The sequence below is a fragment of the Paenibacillus sp. FSL W8-0194 genome, from assembly GCF_037969745.1.
Lineage (GTDB): Bacteria > Bacillota > Bacilli > Paenibacillales > Paenibacillaceae > Paenibacillus_AQ > Paenibacillus_AQ cookii.
The window spans coordinates 61,115-76,952 of sequence record NZ_CP150205.1; the positions used below are offsets into that span (position 1 = coordinate 61,115).

The 15,838-nt window shown below is 51.1% G+C and carries 14 protein-coding genes, 1 pseudogene and 1 riboswitch; of the genes and pseudogenes, 10 read left to right on the plus strand and 5 right to left on the minus strand.

All coding sequences use genetic code 11. From position 1 onward, the window contains the following. The first annotated feature begins 3 nt into the window (after nucleotides 1-3). Complete coding sequence (locus MKY58_RS00260) at nucleotides 4-2,589, plus strand: metallophosphoesterase (protein WP_339322953.1); 2,586 nt, start codon at nucleotides 4-6, stop codon at nucleotides 2,587-2,589. 55 nt (nucleotides 2,590-2,644) lie between these two features. Here MKY58_RS00260 and MKY58_RS00265 read toward each other — a convergent pair whose 3' ends face one another. Continuing rightward, a complete protein-coding gene (locus MKY58_RS00265) occupies nucleotides 2,645-3,781 on the minus strand; it encodes a response regulator (protein WP_339322954.1) in 1,137 nt (378 codons plus the stop codon). 107 nt (nucleotides 3,782-3,888) lie between these two features. Then, nucleotides 3,889-3,989, minus strand: a riboswitch (cyclic di-GMP riboswitch). Nucleotides 3,990-4,154: 165 nt separating this feature from the next. Then, nucleotides 4,155-4,283: a hypothetical protein gene (locus MKY58_RS00270; protein WP_339322955.1), complete on the minus strand. Its 129-nt coding sequence runs from the start codon at nucleotides 4,281-4,283 to the stop codon at nucleotides 4,155-4,157. A 250-nt stretch (nucleotides 4,284-4,533) separates the two neighbouring features. Here MKY58_RS00270 and MKY58_RS00275 point away from each other — a divergent pair, with 250 nt between their 5' ends. The 9 genes from MKY58_RS00275 (at nucleotide 4,534) to MKY58_RS00315 (ending at nucleotide 13,108) form a co-directional block, all read left to right on the plus strand. Next, complete coding sequence (locus MKY58_RS00275) at nucleotides 4,534-4,866, plus strand: helix-turn-helix transcriptional regulator (protein ID WP_212950562.1); 333 nt, start codon at nucleotides 4,534-4,536, stop codon at nucleotides 4,864-4,866. Next, the gene (locus MKY58_RS00280) at nucleotides 4,863-6,179 is read left to right on the plus strand and encodes an FtsW/RodA/SpoVE family cell cycle protein (RefSeq protein WP_339322956.1); all 1,317 of its coding nucleotides are present in this window, start codon (nucleotides 4,863-4,865) and stop codon (nucleotides 6,177-6,179) included. Before MKY58_RS00275 ends, MKY58_RS00280 begins: the two co-directional genes overlap by 4 nt. 280 nt (nucleotides 6,180-6,459) lie before the next feature. After that, complete coding sequence (locus MKY58_RS00285; RefSeq protein ID WP_339322957.1) at nucleotides 6,460-7,389, plus strand: stalk domain-containing protein; 930 nt, start codon at nucleotides 6,460-6,462, stop codon at nucleotides 7,387-7,389. A 126-nt stretch (nucleotides 7,390-7,515) separates the two neighbouring features. After that, nucleotides 7,516-7,704: a hypothetical protein gene (locus MKY58_RS00290; protein ID WP_339322958.1), complete on the plus strand. Its 189-nt coding sequence runs from the start codon at nucleotides 7,516-7,518 to the stop codon at nucleotides 7,702-7,704. A gap of 181 nt (nucleotides 7,705-7,885) precedes the next feature. After that, complete coding sequence (gene vanG / locus MKY58_RS00295) at nucleotides 7,886-8,959, plus strand: D-alanine--D-serine ligase VanG (protein WP_339322959.1); 1,074 nt, start codon at nucleotides 7,886-7,888, stop codon at nucleotides 8,957-8,959. Further along, nucleotides 8,956-9,819, plus strand: coding sequence for a D-alanyl-D-alanine carboxypeptidase family protein (locus MKY58_RS00300; RefSeq protein WP_339322960.1), 864 nt, complete (start codon nucleotides 8,956-8,958; stop codon nucleotides 9,817-9,819). The genes vanG and MKY58_RS00300 overlap by 4 nt, the downstream gene beginning before the upstream one ends. Further along, on the plus strand, nucleotides 9,816-11,012 hold the full coding sequence (vanT, locus tag MKY58_RS00305; protein WP_339322961.1) for a serine racemase VanT catalytic subunit: 1,197 nt from the start codon (nucleotides 9,816-9,818) through the stop codon (nucleotides 11,010-11,012). The genes MKY58_RS00300 and vanT overlap by 4 nt, the downstream gene beginning before the upstream one ends. 390 nt (nucleotides 11,013-11,402) lie before the next feature. After that, nucleotides 11,403-12,215, plus strand: a complete 813-nt coding sequence (locus MKY58_RS00310; RefSeq protein ID WP_339325002.1) for a MerR family transcriptional regulator — start codon at nucleotides 11,403-11,405, stop codon at nucleotides 12,213-12,215. A gap of 128 nt (nucleotides 12,216-12,343) precedes the next feature. Continuing rightward, nucleotides 12,344-13,108 (plus strand): SDR family oxidoreductase, encoded by a 765-nt coding sequence (locus MKY58_RS00315; RefSeq protein WP_339322962.1) that lies wholly within the window; start codon nucleotides 12,344-12,346, stop codon nucleotides 13,106-13,108. 206 nt (nucleotides 13,109-13,314) lie between these two features. Here MKY58_RS00315 and MKY58_RS00320 read toward each other — a convergent pair. From MKY58_RS00320 to MKY58_RS00330, 3 genes and pseudogenes are all read right to left on the minus strand, one after another. Further along, nucleotides 13,315-13,395: pseudogene (locus tag MKY58_RS00320) on the minus strand (acetyltransferase); the annotation flags it as partial. A 183-nt stretch (nucleotides 13,396-13,578) separates the two neighbouring features. Further along, nucleotides 13,579-14,646 (minus strand): hypothetical protein, encoded by a 1,068-nt coding sequence (locus MKY58_RS00325; protein ID WP_339322963.1) that lies wholly within the window; start codon nucleotides 14,644-14,646, stop codon nucleotides 13,579-13,581. A 221-nt stretch (nucleotides 14,647-14,867) separates the two neighbouring features. Beyond that, nucleotides 14,868-15,662, minus strand: a complete 795-nt coding sequence (locus MKY58_RS00330) for a DeoR/GlpR family DNA-binding transcription regulator (RefSeq protein WP_339322964.1) — start codon at nucleotides 15,660-15,662, stop codon at nucleotides 14,868-14,870. Between the last annotated feature and the right edge of the window lie 176 nt (nucleotides 15,663-15,838).

The window sequence follows — 15,838 nt, forward strand, 5'->3', positions numbered from 1 at the left end:
ATCATGGAAATCCGGACGAAAATGCATACGATCTTCATGCTCGTCGGTTCGACGGAATGCGGCAAAACGACCTTTGCCAAGGAAGTCCTCATGCCGGGACTGCGGTTTGAAGACGCGGATAAAAACATCAAAGCGAATATTCAATACCTGTCTTCCGACCAAATCCGGCAGGAGGTGCTCGGGCATGACTACGATAAATACGACCAGGTGATGCTGGAGGCAAGCGAGCAGGCGTTTCACCTGTTGTTCGAGAAGCTGAACATGGTGACGACGTTTCCCGTCAACGCGGAGTTCGTCGTCGTCGATACGACCGGGCTGGCCGAGGATTTCCGCGCCAAGGTCAAGGATATTGCCCGCCGCAACCATTACCATCTGGAAGTCATCGTGTTCGATTACCGGAAACGGGAGGATTATTACGCCTCGGAACGTTCGAAGCGGCTCATCACGAAACATATCAACCGCCTGAAAAAGGAGGTGCTCGGAGCGCTTGCCCGCGAGGGGTACGACCAAATCCATAAAGTGCGCGCGAAGGATTTTTACCGGCCGGAGGTGGGCGTACGGAATCCCGAATACAGCGTGGTGATCGAGGATCTTGACGCCTATCTGGATACGGTGCTGCCGCAAAATCGGCAGTATATCATCGTCGGCGACGTCCATGAACGCGTGGATGAACTGCAGGGGCTGCTGCTGAGCTACGGGTACCGGATCGAGGCAGGCAAGCTGATCGCCGGGGACCGGGTGCGGGACGCGAAAATCATCTTGGCCGGTGACTGGATCGACAAAGGGAAAAAAACGAAGGAAATCGTGGAATTTTTGCATGATAACCGGGAGCATTTCCTGTTTGTGATGGGGAACCACGAAAATTTCGTGTACAAATATGTGCGGGGCGAAATCAACGGCGCGGATCCGGAGCTGCTTCGCACGTATTTCGATTCCGTCGGGACGCTGCGGGCCGATCCGGAACTTTGGGACAAATTCGAGTGCCTGGTATCGAGGGCGAAGCCGTTTTACCGTTATCTTGGCTTGAACGGCCCATCCTATTACGTGACCCATGCCCCGTGCAAAAAGAAATATATCGGCAAGCTGGACGCAAATGCCGTCCGCCATCAGCGCAACCTGCGGATCGATCGCGAAGCGCCGCTGGAAGGGCAGCTGTCGTTTTTGCAGGAGGAAGCGGTCGGGAACCATCCGTACCATATTTTCGGCCATATCGCCGCGAAACGCGCTTTCCGCATCCGAAACAAAATCCATATCGATACCGGGGCCGTCCATGGAAATGGACTGACGTCTGTCATGATCACGTTCAAGCCGTTCATGAAGTCGCATTCATCGCGCACGGCCGCGATGGCGGAAGAACTGCCGGTATTGTTCCGGGAAGAGCGCAAGGTTTCCGTGCAGGATTTGGGCGAGGAAGAAATTCGCAGACTTCACTACTGTTCGCGCCATCGCATTAACTTTATCTCCGGCACGATGTCCCCCGCGGACAAGGATCCGGAAAGAAACGAGCTGGAGTCGCTGAAAAAAGGGCTGGATTACTTCCGCGAACACGGCGTCCGGCAGGTTGTTTTGCAGCCGAAATATATGGGCTCCCGCTGCAACGTCTATTTGCATCAGGAACCGGAGCAATGTTTTGCCGTCAGCCGGAACGGCTATAAGGTGAAGCAGGCGGACTTGACGGAGATTTATCGGAAACTTCTGGATCGGTTCGGCGGATATATGAAGCAAAACGGGATCGCCATGCTGCTGCTCGACGGGGAATTGCTGCCGTGGAAGGCGCTCGGAGAAGGGCTGATCGAACGCCAGTTCAAGCCGATCGAAAAAGCGCTGGAAACGGAGCTGGCGTTTTTGCGGCATAACGGATTCGAGCCGGCTTTGCAACAGCTGACGGAACAATACGATGCCAGCGGGTTCGAGCAGGACCAATACCGTACCGCCAAAATCGTCTTAAGCGAAAAATACGGCGCCAGCGTTTATCAAACCTATAAGCACCTTCATGACGTCCGGGAGAGCAGCGTGCCGCTTGCCGAACATGTCCGGGCGTACGAAGTCTATAAGAAGCAGCTGGAGCTGTATGCGGAAGATGCGGAAATGGAGTATAAGCCGTTTGCCGTGTTGAAAATCGTATACGACGATGGGCGGGAGCAATTGCCGGCATGGAGCACCTCGGAGATGTACCGTTTCCTTTCGGAGGATGAAGCGATCGCGCTGGATTTGTCCGATCCGGATAGCGACGCCCGGGCCGAAAGCTTTTTTGGCAAGCTGACCACGGAAAAGCATATGGAAGGAGTCGTCATCAAGCCGGAGACGTGGAATGGCCGGACGGTGCCCTACATGAAGGTGCGCAATCCCGACTATTTGACGATCGTATACGGCTACGATTACCGGTTCCCGCACAAATACCGCAAGCTGATGAAGCAAAAAAGCATTATGCGCAAGCTGCGGACATCCTTGAACGAACATCGGCTTGGCGTGCGGATGCTTGAAGTCAAATTCGGGGAGATTTCCCCTCAGCATCAGGCCTATCAGGAAATCGCCGCCAATCTGCTGTTCGAGGTCGGCCAGGAACGGGAGATCGATCCGCGGCTGTAAACGAAAAACAGCTTGAAATCCGCCCCCGAACGTAACGTTCGGGGGATTGCCGCAATCAGCGCGTCTGCTGTTTCCATTGTTCATACCACGCCAAGATTCTCGGAGGGAAAGCAAGCTCCAACTCCCGCATTCTGGTGGCAAGGAGCCAGTACTGCTCTTCGACGCCGCTTGTGTCGCCCAGGCTGTCGTAAAGCGTCATTAGGGTCAGATACGTTTCTTCCCGGTCGGGGAGCTGCCGCTGAATGCGCAGATTCACGTGAATCGCTGCTTTCGTTTTCCCGCGGTCCATATAAAACCGGGCCAGGTTCTCCGCGTGCTGCAGCCACAAGAGCCGGATTCGTTCCCGTTCGTATTCGGCCCACAGGTACTCGTATTCCCCCAGATAATTCCCTTCGAACTGATCCAGGACCTGCTCGTGTTCCTCCGCGTTAGTGAGGTCTATAGCTTCTAACCGCTTAAGCCGATGTTCCCATTCCTCGACGTCCACCCGGGCTCCCCCGATGGTGAGCCGGTATCCGGCTTCAAGTTCTCCTTTGATGATGCGGATCATCGTCAGACCGGCCTTGGACAGGGTTTGGCGGATATGATAGATTGTCGTGTACAGCTGCTGGGTCGCCCGGGACACTTCAAAATCGGGCCATAAAAGCTCGATTAACGTGCCGCGATCGACCGTACGCTCGCGGTGGTGAAGCAAATAAGCGAACAGCTCCTGCGCTTTGTTCGTGCGCCACTTCAACGTTTGCGGCTCCATCCCGGGAAGCTGGACCCGAAGCTGATTGAAGCACAGGAAAAGCGGCGTTTTCGCATTGCCGGACGCTTCGGGATCTTCCTGAAGCCTTTCGCGCAAACGCTGAACGGTCAGGCGCAAGCGGTCCAAGCGCACAGGTTTCATAATATAGTCCAGCGCATAAAGCTCAAAAGCGCGTACGGCATATTGGTCGTAGCCCGTCACGAAGACGATTTCAGTGTGCGGAACGGCAGCCTGCAATTGTTCGCCGAGCTCAAGCCCGTTCATTTCAGGCATATGGATGTCGAGAAAGACGACGTCGGGTCGCTGTTTGACCGCAACTCCAACCACCTGATAAGGATTTGAACATAAGCCCACGACGTTAACGCCACCGATATCGTATTCAAGTTTCTTTTTAAGATATTCCAGAGCTAATGGCTCATCGTCGACTAGTAAAGCCCTCATCCTGATTCCACCTTTATTCGTATTGCCTTCCTTGCGGTTATGCAGGAAAAAGAAAAAACCTCCGTCAAGCAGCAGGCATGCTAAATAGGACGGAGATTCCCGTCGTATTCGGCAGCTGGCTGGCATTGGGCATTTGCTGCTCTGGCAAAACCGTTAGCCCCTGTAGCTTTGCGTCCCCGTTTTTCAAGCGGGTTTGCCATTTATCGTACGAGCGTATATTCAAGTAGAGTGAGTAAACAAATGAATTATACAAGAACCGTCTGAATATTTTCTGAACTTGGTCTGAACCGCGGAATCGGAGACGCTGAAACATCCTGATATTAAAACAACCATTGCCGAAAAGCCGGTCAATGGTTGTTTTTTGCAGTGCCGATTATTTATCGATCATGTCGGTTGTTTTCAGCATTCTGGCAATCAGCGCGGTGACTCCGGCACGCGTCATTGGCGCTTTCGGACTCAGAACTTCAGGCCCGTTGCCTTGAAGAATTCCGGCTTCGATCAATTGCGCCTCATCCGCTTTTGCCCAAGCCGCTGCGTCAATAAATTTTGTATTTCTGCAATATGCCTTAAAAATTGTTTGACAACCGGACCTATACAAAACCTATACAATTTTCGAAAACCTTCCTTTATATAGGGGGCTTATTGAAGATCGCTTATTTAGGAATTCTTCTTGCATTTCATGGTTTATTTACATATACTCATATACATAGTAATTCGATATATCGTAAATCTAGGTATAAGGAGATCGTCGGATGGCAGTCAATAAAGAGCTGCTTAAAGGCAGCACCGCTATTTTAGTGCTCACGTTGTTGAACAAGAAGGAAATGTACGGCTACGAACTGATCAAAGAGATCGAGCGAAGCTCGGAGGGGGTATTTTCGATGAAGGAAGGAACGTTATACCCCATCCTGCATTCCCTGGAGGCCGAAGGTTGGCTGGATGCCTATTGGAGCACGCACGACGGGCGCAAACGCAAGTATTACCGCATTACCGACCGGGGCAGAGGCCAACTGAAGGAAAAAACGCAAGAGTGGGTACAATTCCGGACCGCGGTGGATCGGGTTATAGGGGAGGGAACATCGTGAACCAGCTTGAACAATTTGCGGTCGTTGCCGCATTTTTGAACCGGGTATGCAGACACGTTCGCGCCAAGGAGCTGCATGCGGATATCCGCGAGGAGCTAACATCCCACGTGGCGGAACGAATGGAGCTTTTGCTTGAGGAAGGGATGCCCGAGGAAGAGGCTGCCGCGGAGGCGGTCCGCCAGATGGGGGACCCGGATGCGATTGGGCGCAACCTGCACCAGGCTCATAAGCCTGCCGTGGAATGGAAGATGTTTGTTATTATAGCGGCGATGGCGCTTTTGGGCATTTTCGGAATGTTTGCCGCCCAGCAATCGGGAATGTACCCGCAATTCGGCACGAGGCTTGTCGAAAATAAAGTGCTGTTTACTCTTATGGGCATGGCCTTCCTGATGGTTTTCTACTTTATCGATTACCGCAAACTACAAAAGCATTCGGCCGTGCTGTTTTACGGCATGTTACTTCTGATGTTGCTTACCCTTTTTGCAGGGATCGACCTCAACGGAAGGAAAGTGTTTCTCGCGTTTGGACCGTTTGGCGTCAATATCATGGCCGTTTCGCTTCCGATACTCGTCTTGGGGCTGGCGGGCATGAAGCCGGCTAAGGATTGGCGCGGAGCGGAGCACCTTGTTCAGCTGGTCGGCAGGGGAGTGTTTCCCGTTGTGTTGTTTTCCTTAGGATCTTCCTGGTTTTACGGCCTAATCTATCTCGCTGCTTTTATCTTGCTGACTTGGAAAACAAAAAAGAGCGGCACCCAATTTTTGTTGCTGGCCCTTCCGCTGCTGTCTTTATACATTTTCGCCCTTACTCAAGCCAGCCAATTATACCATCGTCTTCATGCGTTTCTATATCCGGCGGGGGAGGGCAGCCATCAGTTGCTTCAAACCAAGGCGGCGATTCTTTCGGCGGGCTGGTTCGGGCATGGATTTGCCGCTCGGCTGGATACGCTCCCTTATGTGTACGCCGACTCCTTGTTCCCTTATCTGATTTATTGTTTCGGTTGGGGATTCGGCATCCTCATCGCTGGGCTGGCGTTCTGGTTTATGGTCCGGGTCTGGAAAATGAGGGACCTCATCCATGACGAATATGCAAGAAGAATCGTCGTCGGATTCATGAGCCTCTTCGCCATCCGGATGTTCTGGCCGATTCTCATGTCCTTCGGCATCGTCCCGATTGTCAGCGAGGTGCTGCCTTTCATAGGGTACAGCAGTATGATGCAAGTCTTCGATTTTGCCGCTGCAGGGCTGCTGCTGTCGGTTTTCCGGCGGAAAAACATGATTCCGAGGGAGATGGGAGAAGCACTGCCGAGGCGATGACATTTGAATGCTTCCGAATCACAACAAGCCCTTCCGACTTCCGCAATCGGAAACTTGTTTGTGTTCGGTTTATGGTGGTCTGACGCTCTGTTGCCTTCCGGGAAAGTCTGCGTTACCCTAAGCGTACATCATGCTTCTGAATAAAATCTGAATCACCAGGGAGATTGCAAAGCACGGCCCCCGAAAAAGCGCGTATGGGATTAATTGGATGGACCTCTTTTGAAAAAGGTGGTACGTTGAATGGGCATACGCACAGGAACATACATAGGGGGAATCAAGGTTGAAAAGAATTTTTCTAAGCATGATGGCGCTGCTGACGGTGTTTGTCTTTGCCGGTGCGTCAGCACGGGCCGAAGCCGTTCAGGAACGTACGCTTCAAGGGCAAGGAGTCATTTTGAAGGGAAGCTCCCTCATTCCGGCCGCCGAGTTTATGAAGGCTGCTGGGGGACAGCTGTCCGTAAGCAAAACAAACGAAATCGAAATTTCTTACAAAGGGACGACCGTTCAATCAAAGCTAAACTCCAAATACGCCAAAGTGAATGGTGTAGGGACTTCCTACGCCGTGCCTGCGCAGAATATCAACGGGAAGCTCATGGTGCCGCTGCAAATGGTCAAAGACGCAACGAAAGGGAAGACGTCCGTTGAATACGGCGACCGGGACTACGGGGATCGTTTCGTCAAAACGGTTACGGTGAGCCTCCAAAACGTGCGCATTCACGTCGGGATCAACGATCTGTACGAATCGTACGCCAAGTATATCGGGAAGACGGCATGGCTGTTCGATCCCGGCCTGATTTACGATCTATACGGCAACCTCGTAAACGAGCAAGTTGAGCATTTGGCTGCCGTCAAAATCACCAACGTCGAGAGGGATTCCTTGCTGGATTCGTACGTTAACGTTTACTTTTTTTATAAAGGCCGAACGCTGAAAGCGAATTTGCCCGAGTATGACTTCGCTTCGTCGTTTTTGACGACCAGTCCTTATGCGACATACCATTTTTCGCAAGAGACTTGGAATAAAATTAAAAACAGAACGATCAGCATCGGCATGACCGCGGACATGGTGTATCTCTCTTGGGGGCCGTACAGCCGCAACAGCCGGGATATCTATTCGTGGGGAACGACCGATATGTGGGTGTATGAGCATAGCTATGGATCGGACGATTACCTCTTTTTCCAAAATGATATTTTGACTTCGATCTCGCGCTAATCAACCCGTATAACCCAACAATGATGAAGGGGTTTCTCATGGACATTCAGCATCTCGCTTCAGGGTATAGGAGAGTGGAATGAAGACGCCGAGAGAGGCCCCGTCTACCGGAAACCGGCGATCCGGATGCTGGAGTCGCTCTACCGGAATTACGGCACATGGCACGATCCGGAGGAAGAAGGGTTGATTCTGGATGGCGCGGGCAACCTGCCGCAGGGGCAAAACATCGGCGTGCCGCTGATCTGCGGCCACTATTTAAATTACGTGGAAGGTTTGGCGCGCCTTCGGAATAAGGGTCCATTTTATGGGGAGTAAGGAGCTTGGGGGAGCGGGCGAAAGTGCCTGCTCCCTTTCTTTAGGTTTCTTAAGTTTTCCTTTACCAACGTTTATTTTTCGTTTCAAAACGCTTAATTTCCCCTCCCTATAATAAAAACATCTTAAGCGGGCGGAACGGCGAAGGCCTGATGTCCGGAAGCGATGAACGGGGGAGAACTTGATGAAATTAATGCGGAAAACGACGGTCGCGGTATTATTCGGCGGCTGTTCGACGGAATATGGCGTATCGCTGCAGTCTGCGGCTTCGGTGATCGATCATTTGGACAGGGACAAGTACGACTTGGTGCTTGTGGGGATTACGCAAGAAGGCGTGTGGCTCCGGTACGGCGGCGGCACGGACGACATCCGGGAGGACCGCTGGCAGCAGCATTCCAGCTGCATTCCGGCATTTTTGCCGCCAAGCCGGGACATGGCCGGGCTGGTGGAGCTGGTCGGCACGGAATACCGCGTGACGCCGGTCGATGCCGTGTTTCCGGTGCTGCATGGCAAAAACGGCGAAGACGGCACGGTGCAGGGCTTGCTGGAGCTGTCGGGCATTCCCTTTGTCGGCTGCGATACGTTGTCTTCGGCGGTATGCATGGACAAGTCCATCGCAAGCAAGCTGGTGAAGCTGGCCGGCGTGGATACGGCGGAGTCGATCGTCGTTCATGCCGGGGATGATCTCTACGGTGTGGTCAAAATGGCCGAGCCTCTAGGGTTCCCGCTGTACGTGAAGCCGGCCCGTTCCGGCTCCTCCTTCGGCATCGCCAAAGCTTACGACAAGCTGGAGCTGATGGAAGGCATAAGGTCCGCCTTGTTGCATGACGATAAGGTGGTCATCGAGCAAAACGTCTCCGGTTTCGAGGTCGGCTGCGCCGTGCTTGGGCATGCTGCCGATCCCTTGATTGCCGAAATCGACGAAATCGAGCTGCGCGGCGAATTTTTCGACTATGACGAGAAATATTCCCTTGCGACGTCCACGATCCATCTGCCTGCCCGAATTTCGGAGGATGCGGCGGCCAGCATCAAAGAAGCGGCCAAGCTTATTTACCGCACGTTGGGCTGCACGGGCCTGGCCCGGGTGGACATGTTTGTCTGCCCGGACGGCCGCATCGTGTTTAACGAAGTCAACACCATGCCGGGATTTACGGCGGCCAGCCGGTACCCGAACATGATGCGCGCAAGCCATATCGGCTACCCGGAGCTGATGGACCGTCTGATCCAGCTTGCGTTATCGAAGGAGGCAAGAGCATGATGCTTAAGCGAGCGATACGTCTGCAACCGAAAATGGGCCATCGCGGACCTTTAGTGCTGGTGAACAGGGAACATCCGCTGCAGCATTCGATCCACTCCAGTTATTTGGCTTCCGTTGAGGGCATCGCCCGGGCAAGCACGGAAGAAGCCTGCATGCGCCTCGAGCGGACATGCCTGCGGCAGCTGAAGGCATTGCTTGCGGCCTGCGGCGGCGCAGAGGCCATCGGCATCGTCAGCGGTTACCGGACGCGGATGGAGCAGCAGCGCATTTATGACCGGTCTTACGCAGCCAACGGGCCGATTTTTACGGCCAGCTATGTCGCGCGGCCGGGCGAAAGCGAGCACCAGACCGGACTGGCCGTCGACGTCGGGGAAATGGACGCGGGCGTGGATTACATCTGCCCGTCGTTTCCGGAGGACGGCGTATTCGCGGAATTCCGCCGGAGAGCCGCGGAGTTTGGTTTTATCCAGCGATACCGGGAAGGGAAAGAACATCTCACCCATATCGCCTGCGAGCCGTGGCATTTTCGCTACGTCGGCGTGCCTCATGCGATCATCATGGACCAATACGGGATGTGCCTTGAGGAGTATACCGAATATATGCGGCAGTTTAGGTCTGACGGACCGCATCTCTTCAAGAAGTACAAGGATCATTTGATCGAGATGTTCGCCGTGGAGGTCGGGGAGGAAGGAACCGAGATTGCCGTCCGCACGGAGCCGGGTGCGAAAGTGGAGATCTCAGGCAACAACGTCAATGGATGCGTCGTCACGATTTTTCATGAATGCAAGGGGCCAGGAGGCGCGGCCGGTCCGGAACATGGAACAAGCCTGGGGTTCGGGAAGGAGCAAGCCGTCCGATGAAGACTTCGGCTCTTATGGACCGGCTGCTGATGCTCCTTATTCCGATGGCGGGAAAAAAAGAAGCCCCAAGCCGCGGCGACCGCGCTTGGGCGGAGATCAACCTGACCCATCTGAGGCATAACGCGGCGGAGCTGAAGCGGGTGCTGCCGCCGCAATCCCGGATCATGGCCGTCGTCAAGGCGAATGCTTACGGGCATGGAAGCCTTGAAGCCGCGCGGGAGCTGAGCCGGGAAGGCATTGCCCACTTTGCCGTCGCCGAGATCGGGGAAGGGATCGCCCTGCGCAAACATGGCGTACGCGGCGACATTCTCGTTTTGGGTTACACGTCTCCGGAGCGAGCCCCCGAGCTTGCCCGTTACCGCCTGACCCAAACGATGGTCAGCAGGGAATACGGCGAGGCGCTGAATGCGTATGGAGTGAAGCTGAACGTGCACGTCAAAATCGATACCGGCATGAACCGTTTGGGCGTGCCGTATCATGACCCGGATTCGATCATGGCATGTTACAGGTTTTCGCACCTGAACGTAACGGGGACGTTCAGCCATTTGTCCATGTCGGACAGTTTGGGGCAGGCCGAGACCCGTTTTACGCAGCAGCAGCTGGACCGTTTTGAACTGGTGATCGGGCAGCTGAGGGAGGCGGGAATCGATCCCGGACTTGTGCATATCCAGAGCAGCTATGGCATCCTGAATTACCCGGAGGTGAGCTGCGATCTGGTCCGTCCCGGCATCGCGCTGTACGGACTGCTGAGCCGCGAGGGAGACGAGGTGCGGACGAAGGCCGACTTGCGGCCCGTCCTTTCCTTAAGGTCGGTTGTGACTCAAGTGAAAGAGGTAAAAGCCGGCGATCCGGTGGGATACGGACGGAACTTTATTCCTTCCCGCGACCTTCGGATCGCGACCGTGTCTATCGGCTATGCCGACGGGATTCCGAGGTCGCTTTCCGAACATGGCGGGTACGTGCTCATTCGCGGGCAGCGGGCGCGCATCGTCGGCAGCATCTGCATGGATCAGCTGACCGTCAACGTGACCTCCATCGCCGGCGTCCGGCAGGGCGATCCGGTCACGCTCATCGGACAAGACGGGGCGGAGACGATCACGGCCGGCCAAATCGCCGCGCGGTGCGGCACCGTGGCGAACGAGATTCTAAGCCGTTTGGGGAGCCGGTTGAAGCGGGTCTATCGATACGATTAAGATGGGCCGACATGTTTCTTTTTTAGTTAGGGTTCGATATGAAAACAAAACGGATCTTTCCTTGTCGCACCGGCAGGGGAAAGGTCCGTTTTGTTGTATGTGTGCATATTTCGCCTTTTCATGAAGGGCTGGAGAATCCGCATCCTTTACGTCGGTGTTTTTGATCGCTCTTGCCATGGAACCTTTTTGTCTACGTTTCATTCCATGAAGTTCGGCCTAAACGTTGCCCTATGAAAGAAGGCGAAAGACCGGTTAGAGGTTTTGCTGAATGAAAGATCGAAGTAATTAGCAATCGCTTGAATACAAGGGGTCATATAAATCGGTTTCTTGGAATGAAATGATTAGTGGTTTAATCGACCTAAAGAAAGGAGAGGGCTTAAGATTTTTAAGATCGGTACATTTTCTAAATTAAGCCGGGTATCTGTCAAAACATTGCGTTATTACGATCAGCGGGGATTGTTGCAACCGGACACGATCGACCCAAATTCCGGCTATCGATATTATTCAGCGGAACAACTGTTAGTCGTGCAAAGAATCATCGATTTAAAGAACCGGGGGTTTACGCTGGAAGAGATCAAGTCCCTATTGGCTGAAGATGTTTCGCCGGCGGAAGTGAAAAAATCTTTGACGGCCAAGCAGCTGGAACTGCAGCAATTCATCGAGGAGGCACAAAGCCGGTTGAAGGAGATCAATTCGGGGCTGGAGCGTATTCGAGATTTAGACGACCCTTCCCCGGCCGTCCCGATCGTCATTCGAAACGTAAAATCCCAGCTTGTCGCATCCATTCGCGATACGATCCCGCGCTCGCACTTATGTCTCCTTTTGGATGAAATTAAACAATATGTGCGTGAGCATCAGGAGGATGACAACCGCTCTTTAACCGTTCAATGGCATAACAACGACTACGAAGAGGATTTGATCGATGTGGAAGTCGCTTTACCCGTTGCAAAGCCTATTCCGGGAAGTGACAGGGTGAACGTTCAATTTTGGCCGGAATTAAAACAAGCTGCCTCGCTGGTTCATTGGTGCGACCCGTATCATTCTTCCTGTTCGGCATTGGCTGAGCTTGCGACATGGATATCGTCCAACGGATATCGGCCAAGCGAAGCCAAACCGATCCGGGAAATATATTTGACGGCAGATCAAGATCTGTATGGGAAACTCCGGAGGGCTGAATTGCTCATTCCGATTGAAAAAATATAAAAAGACGAATCTTTCATTGTTCCGTGCAAAAGGAAGGATGAAAGATTTTTTTTTTTTTGGACGTGTTGACTCTCCCCTATGGTGGAGGGTGTAGATTGTCATTAATCAAACAATAAGGAGTGGTACAAATGAAACGTTTGGAAGGAAAAGTCGCATTAGTCACCGGAGGAAGCCGGGGCATTGGCCGGGGCATCGCGCTGCGGCTGGCAGAAGATGGGGCTCTGGTTGCGGTCCATTACGGCAATCGCTTTGCTGCAGCGGAGGAAGTGGTTAGTACCATCGAAGCAAACGGGGGGCAAGCATTTGCTGTGGGCGCAAACCTGAACTCCGTTGCAGGCGTTCAAGAATTGCTTCAATCGCTAGATGAGCAGCTTGTAGAGCGAACAGGCAGTCATCATTTTGATATTTTGGTCAACAATGCCGGCATCGGTACTTCAAAAAATCTTGAAGAAACAACGGAAGAATCTTTTGACGAAGTATTTGCCGTTAACGTCAAAGCCCCGTTTTTTCTCGTACAGAAATCGTTGTCCCGTCTGCGTGATGAAGGACGGATCATTAACATATCCTCCGGAGTGACTAAAATTGCTATGCCGGAATTGATGGCTTATAACTTGACTAAAGGAGCAATCAATACGTTCACTTTTCAACTGGCAAAGCTGCTTGGACCACGGGGCATCACAGTCAATGCGGTTCTTCCCGGTATCGTCGATACGGATGTTAACGCATCCTGGCTGTATACTCCGGAAGGACAACGGTATGCAACGGAAATATCTGCACTGGGGCGCATTGGGGAACCCTCGGATATTGCCGACATTGTTGCGTTCCTCGCATCTGTCGACGGCCGATGGGTTACGGGCCAGATGATCGATGCTACGGGCGGATCCCATCTATGATCTAAATTTTGCTGAAGCCTATAATCCTTTTAAGTAAAAATAAATCCGATTCCTCCGTTGCCTTTATGCGGAATCGGATTTTGCTTTTTCGATCGCTGCTTCTTATGAAAAGCAATCTTTGCATCACTTGGGTGTCGGCATGGACGGCAGCGAAGGCCTCACTATAAGCTTCAATACCCTCAGACAACTGTGTTGTCCGGAACATCTTATGTTACCACAGCTCCGGAAAACAACACGACGTTATCTCCGATCGTTAAGCCCGGATTAATGACGGCTCTTCCGCCGATTTTTGACAATTCCCACCGTCTTACCTTTTCTTACCGCATTCATGCAAGGGTTAGCGCTGCGATCTTAAGGTCGTCGAATGAGGAAAGAGCAGACTAGTTCATGGTTGAAGCCACAGGCCGCCAGCGGCCGCGGTATAGGTAAGCAACCGTTAAAAATTAGGGTATTCCGTATGTTATATGCACTCAATTCATTGAAGCAGGATAGGAAGAAATTATAGCTTTACCGTCTTTGTATTCTAAAAAGTAGCTAACTTTTAAATTTGAATTATAGCTAATAAATTTACTTCCGGTTTCCCATTTCTGATCTTTCAGGATTGGCTCTCCAGTTGATGAAAACAATGACCAAGTTTGTTTAGCCAGATCCCCTATAAAAAGTTGACTATTGTTAAAAACGGTTACCCAACCCGATGTTTTATCTATATCCTCATTAAAGTATGATTCTAATGTTTTAATCTTATGATCTGTACTAACATTGATGATCCTATAAAATACTTGAGAATCTGCTGGTTTTGGTCGATTAGCACTAGCTAAAACTGGTTGATAGGTATAAGAATTGAAAACCGAAAGTTTGTTATCCAAGAATTTGAATTGGAAATCCGTATTGAAATCTTTGAAAAGAAATTCTTGCTTTGTATATAGATTTATAGTCCTGAGAAAATAGTCGTTTATACCGATCCCCTGCGCAACATATTTAATTGCCAAATTAGGATATTTTTCAAAATCCCAATCCATGACACTTACACTTTCATATCCCTTATCTACAACTTGGGCATTATAAGTAACAGTTGGTTTTTTCCAAGGGTATTCATACAAATGAAAAACATTTTTTGTTTGTACCATAATTCTCTCATTCACTTTTCCTGTTGGGGCAACCCATTTTAATTTATCACCGGTATCTTTTAAAGGAATTTCAGTTTTTGAAAGTAAACTTCCCTTATAGGAGAATACACTTTTCGTGATTTTTGTAGGACCAGTTTTTTTTAAAAGAACAATTTTTTCCGGACTTTTAATAACTCCTAAATCTAAAATGGGATTTGAGTCATTTGATAAATTGATCGGATTATTTGTTTTAACGTCTACTAGATTAACTTTATTAGAAGCATGATCTAACAAAACTACTGCATTCTCATTGAGTACAAAGACATCGGTCGTATCCATTTGTGGCACCATGACATTTGAGTCAGCAAAAGATTGATTTGAAAATAAAACAATGCCCAATATCATCGAAATTAAAACAGCTATTTTTTTCATGAATTTAGTATCCTCCGCCTTTTAAAATTTATTTTATATACTATAAGCACAAAAACGATGACAATAGTTGCTGAATATGAAAAAAATCCTGCAACTATTTTGTTTGTTCGAGCAGAAAAGGAGCAGTTGTCGAGAGACAACTGCTCCTTTCTAATACTTACTTAATGGGCATATTCACTTCTACTTACAGAAGCTATACCGATTTTCGTCACCTTAGCTAATTAAAATCGCCTCTCGTTGCTTGGTTTCGACGGTGTTCCGTCTGCAATAACCAGGTTCGTCCCTGTCTTTTTGAATTTGGACAGGTAGCCGCGATCCAGATGCGCATCCGTCACGATCGTGTCGATCCGCTCCAGGGGCGCGATGGCAACCGTGACGTCTTTGCCGAATTTGGTGCTGTCGGCCGCGACGATGACCTCTTTGGAGAGCTCGATCATCTTTTTGCGCGTGACGGCTTCCTCCAGATTATAATCCGAAATGCCCCTTTCGATCGTAATGCCGCTGCAGCAGATAAAGGCTTTTCGCACGTTGAGCTCGTGAAAATTAAAAATGTAGTCGAACGCGACGACGGACTGCTCTTCCTTCCGGATTTTGCCCCCGATGATGATCAGCTCGGCATCGGTGTCCATCAGCTCCTGGATGACCGGTATGGAGCAGGTAATGACCGTCAGGTTCTTTTTATCCTTGATGTATTTGGCAATTTGATAAGTCGTCGACCCGCTGTCGATATAAATGCAGTCGCCGTCCTCAATCCACTCGCTGCATTTGCGGGCGATTTGCTCTTTTTCTTCCAAATGGTTGACCATCCGCTCGTCCATCGACGATTCCCCGAACCGGTCGGCAAGCTTGATGCCCCCGTAGATTTTTTCGATTTTCCCTCGGCCGGCAAGCAGGTTGATATCCCTCCGGAGCGTATCGACGGAAATGCCCAGCTCCTCGGTCAGCTCCGTTATTTTAAGCACTTTTTTGACGGTTAATAGGTCGAGAATTTTCTTTTGCCTCTCCAGTGGCAGCATCGCTTTCACCCGCTCATCTATGACGTTGGCGTTTCGAACCGAAACAATTCCAGTGTACGTTCAGCCTCCCGGGGATTCAATAGATTTTACATAGATCATCATGTTTTATCGTTAGAGTAGGGATAGAGTTGGTCAAGAGTTATGAAATAGTTATGCATAATTTACGCAAAATTTAC

Coding starts and splice junctions, on each gene's coding strand:
- MKY58_RS00260 (WP_339322953.1), top strand. CDS start 4: ATGGAAATCCGGACGAAAATGCATACGATCTTCATGCTCGTCGGTTCG.
- MKY58_RS00265 (WP_339322954.1), bottom strand. CDS start 3,781: ATGAGGGCTTTACTAGTCGACGATGAGCCATTAGCTCTGGAATATCTT.
- MKY58_RS00275 (WP_212950562.1), top strand. CDS start 4,534: ATGGCAGTCAATAAAGAGCTGCTTAAAGGCAGCACCGCTATTTTAGTG.
- MKY58_RS00290 (WP_339322958.1), top strand. CDS start 7,516: ATGCTGGAGTCGCTCTACCGGAATTACGGCACATGGCACGATCCGGAG.
- vanG (WP_339322959.1), top strand. CDS start 7,886: ATGAAATTAATGCGGAAAACGACGGTCGCGGTATTATTCGGCGGCTGT.
- MKY58_RS00300 (WP_339322960.1), top strand. CDS start 8,956: ATGATGCTTAAGCGAGCGATACGTCTGCAACCGAAAATGGGCCATCGC.
- vanT (WP_339322961.1), top strand. CDS start 9,816: ATGAAGACTTCGGCTCTTATGGACCGGCTGCTGATGCTCCTTATTCCG.
- MKY58_RS00315 (WP_339322962.1), top strand. CDS start 12,344: ATGAAACGTTTGGAAGGAAAAGTCGCATTAGTCACCGGAGGAAGCCGG.
- MKY58_RS00325 (WP_339322963.1), bottom strand. CDS start 14,646: ATGAAAAAAATAGCTGTTTTAATTTCGATGATATTGGGCATTGTTTTA.
- MKY58_RS00330 (WP_339322964.1), bottom strand. CDS start 15,662: ATGCTGCCACTGGAGAGGCAAAAGAAAATTCTCGACCTATTAACCGTC.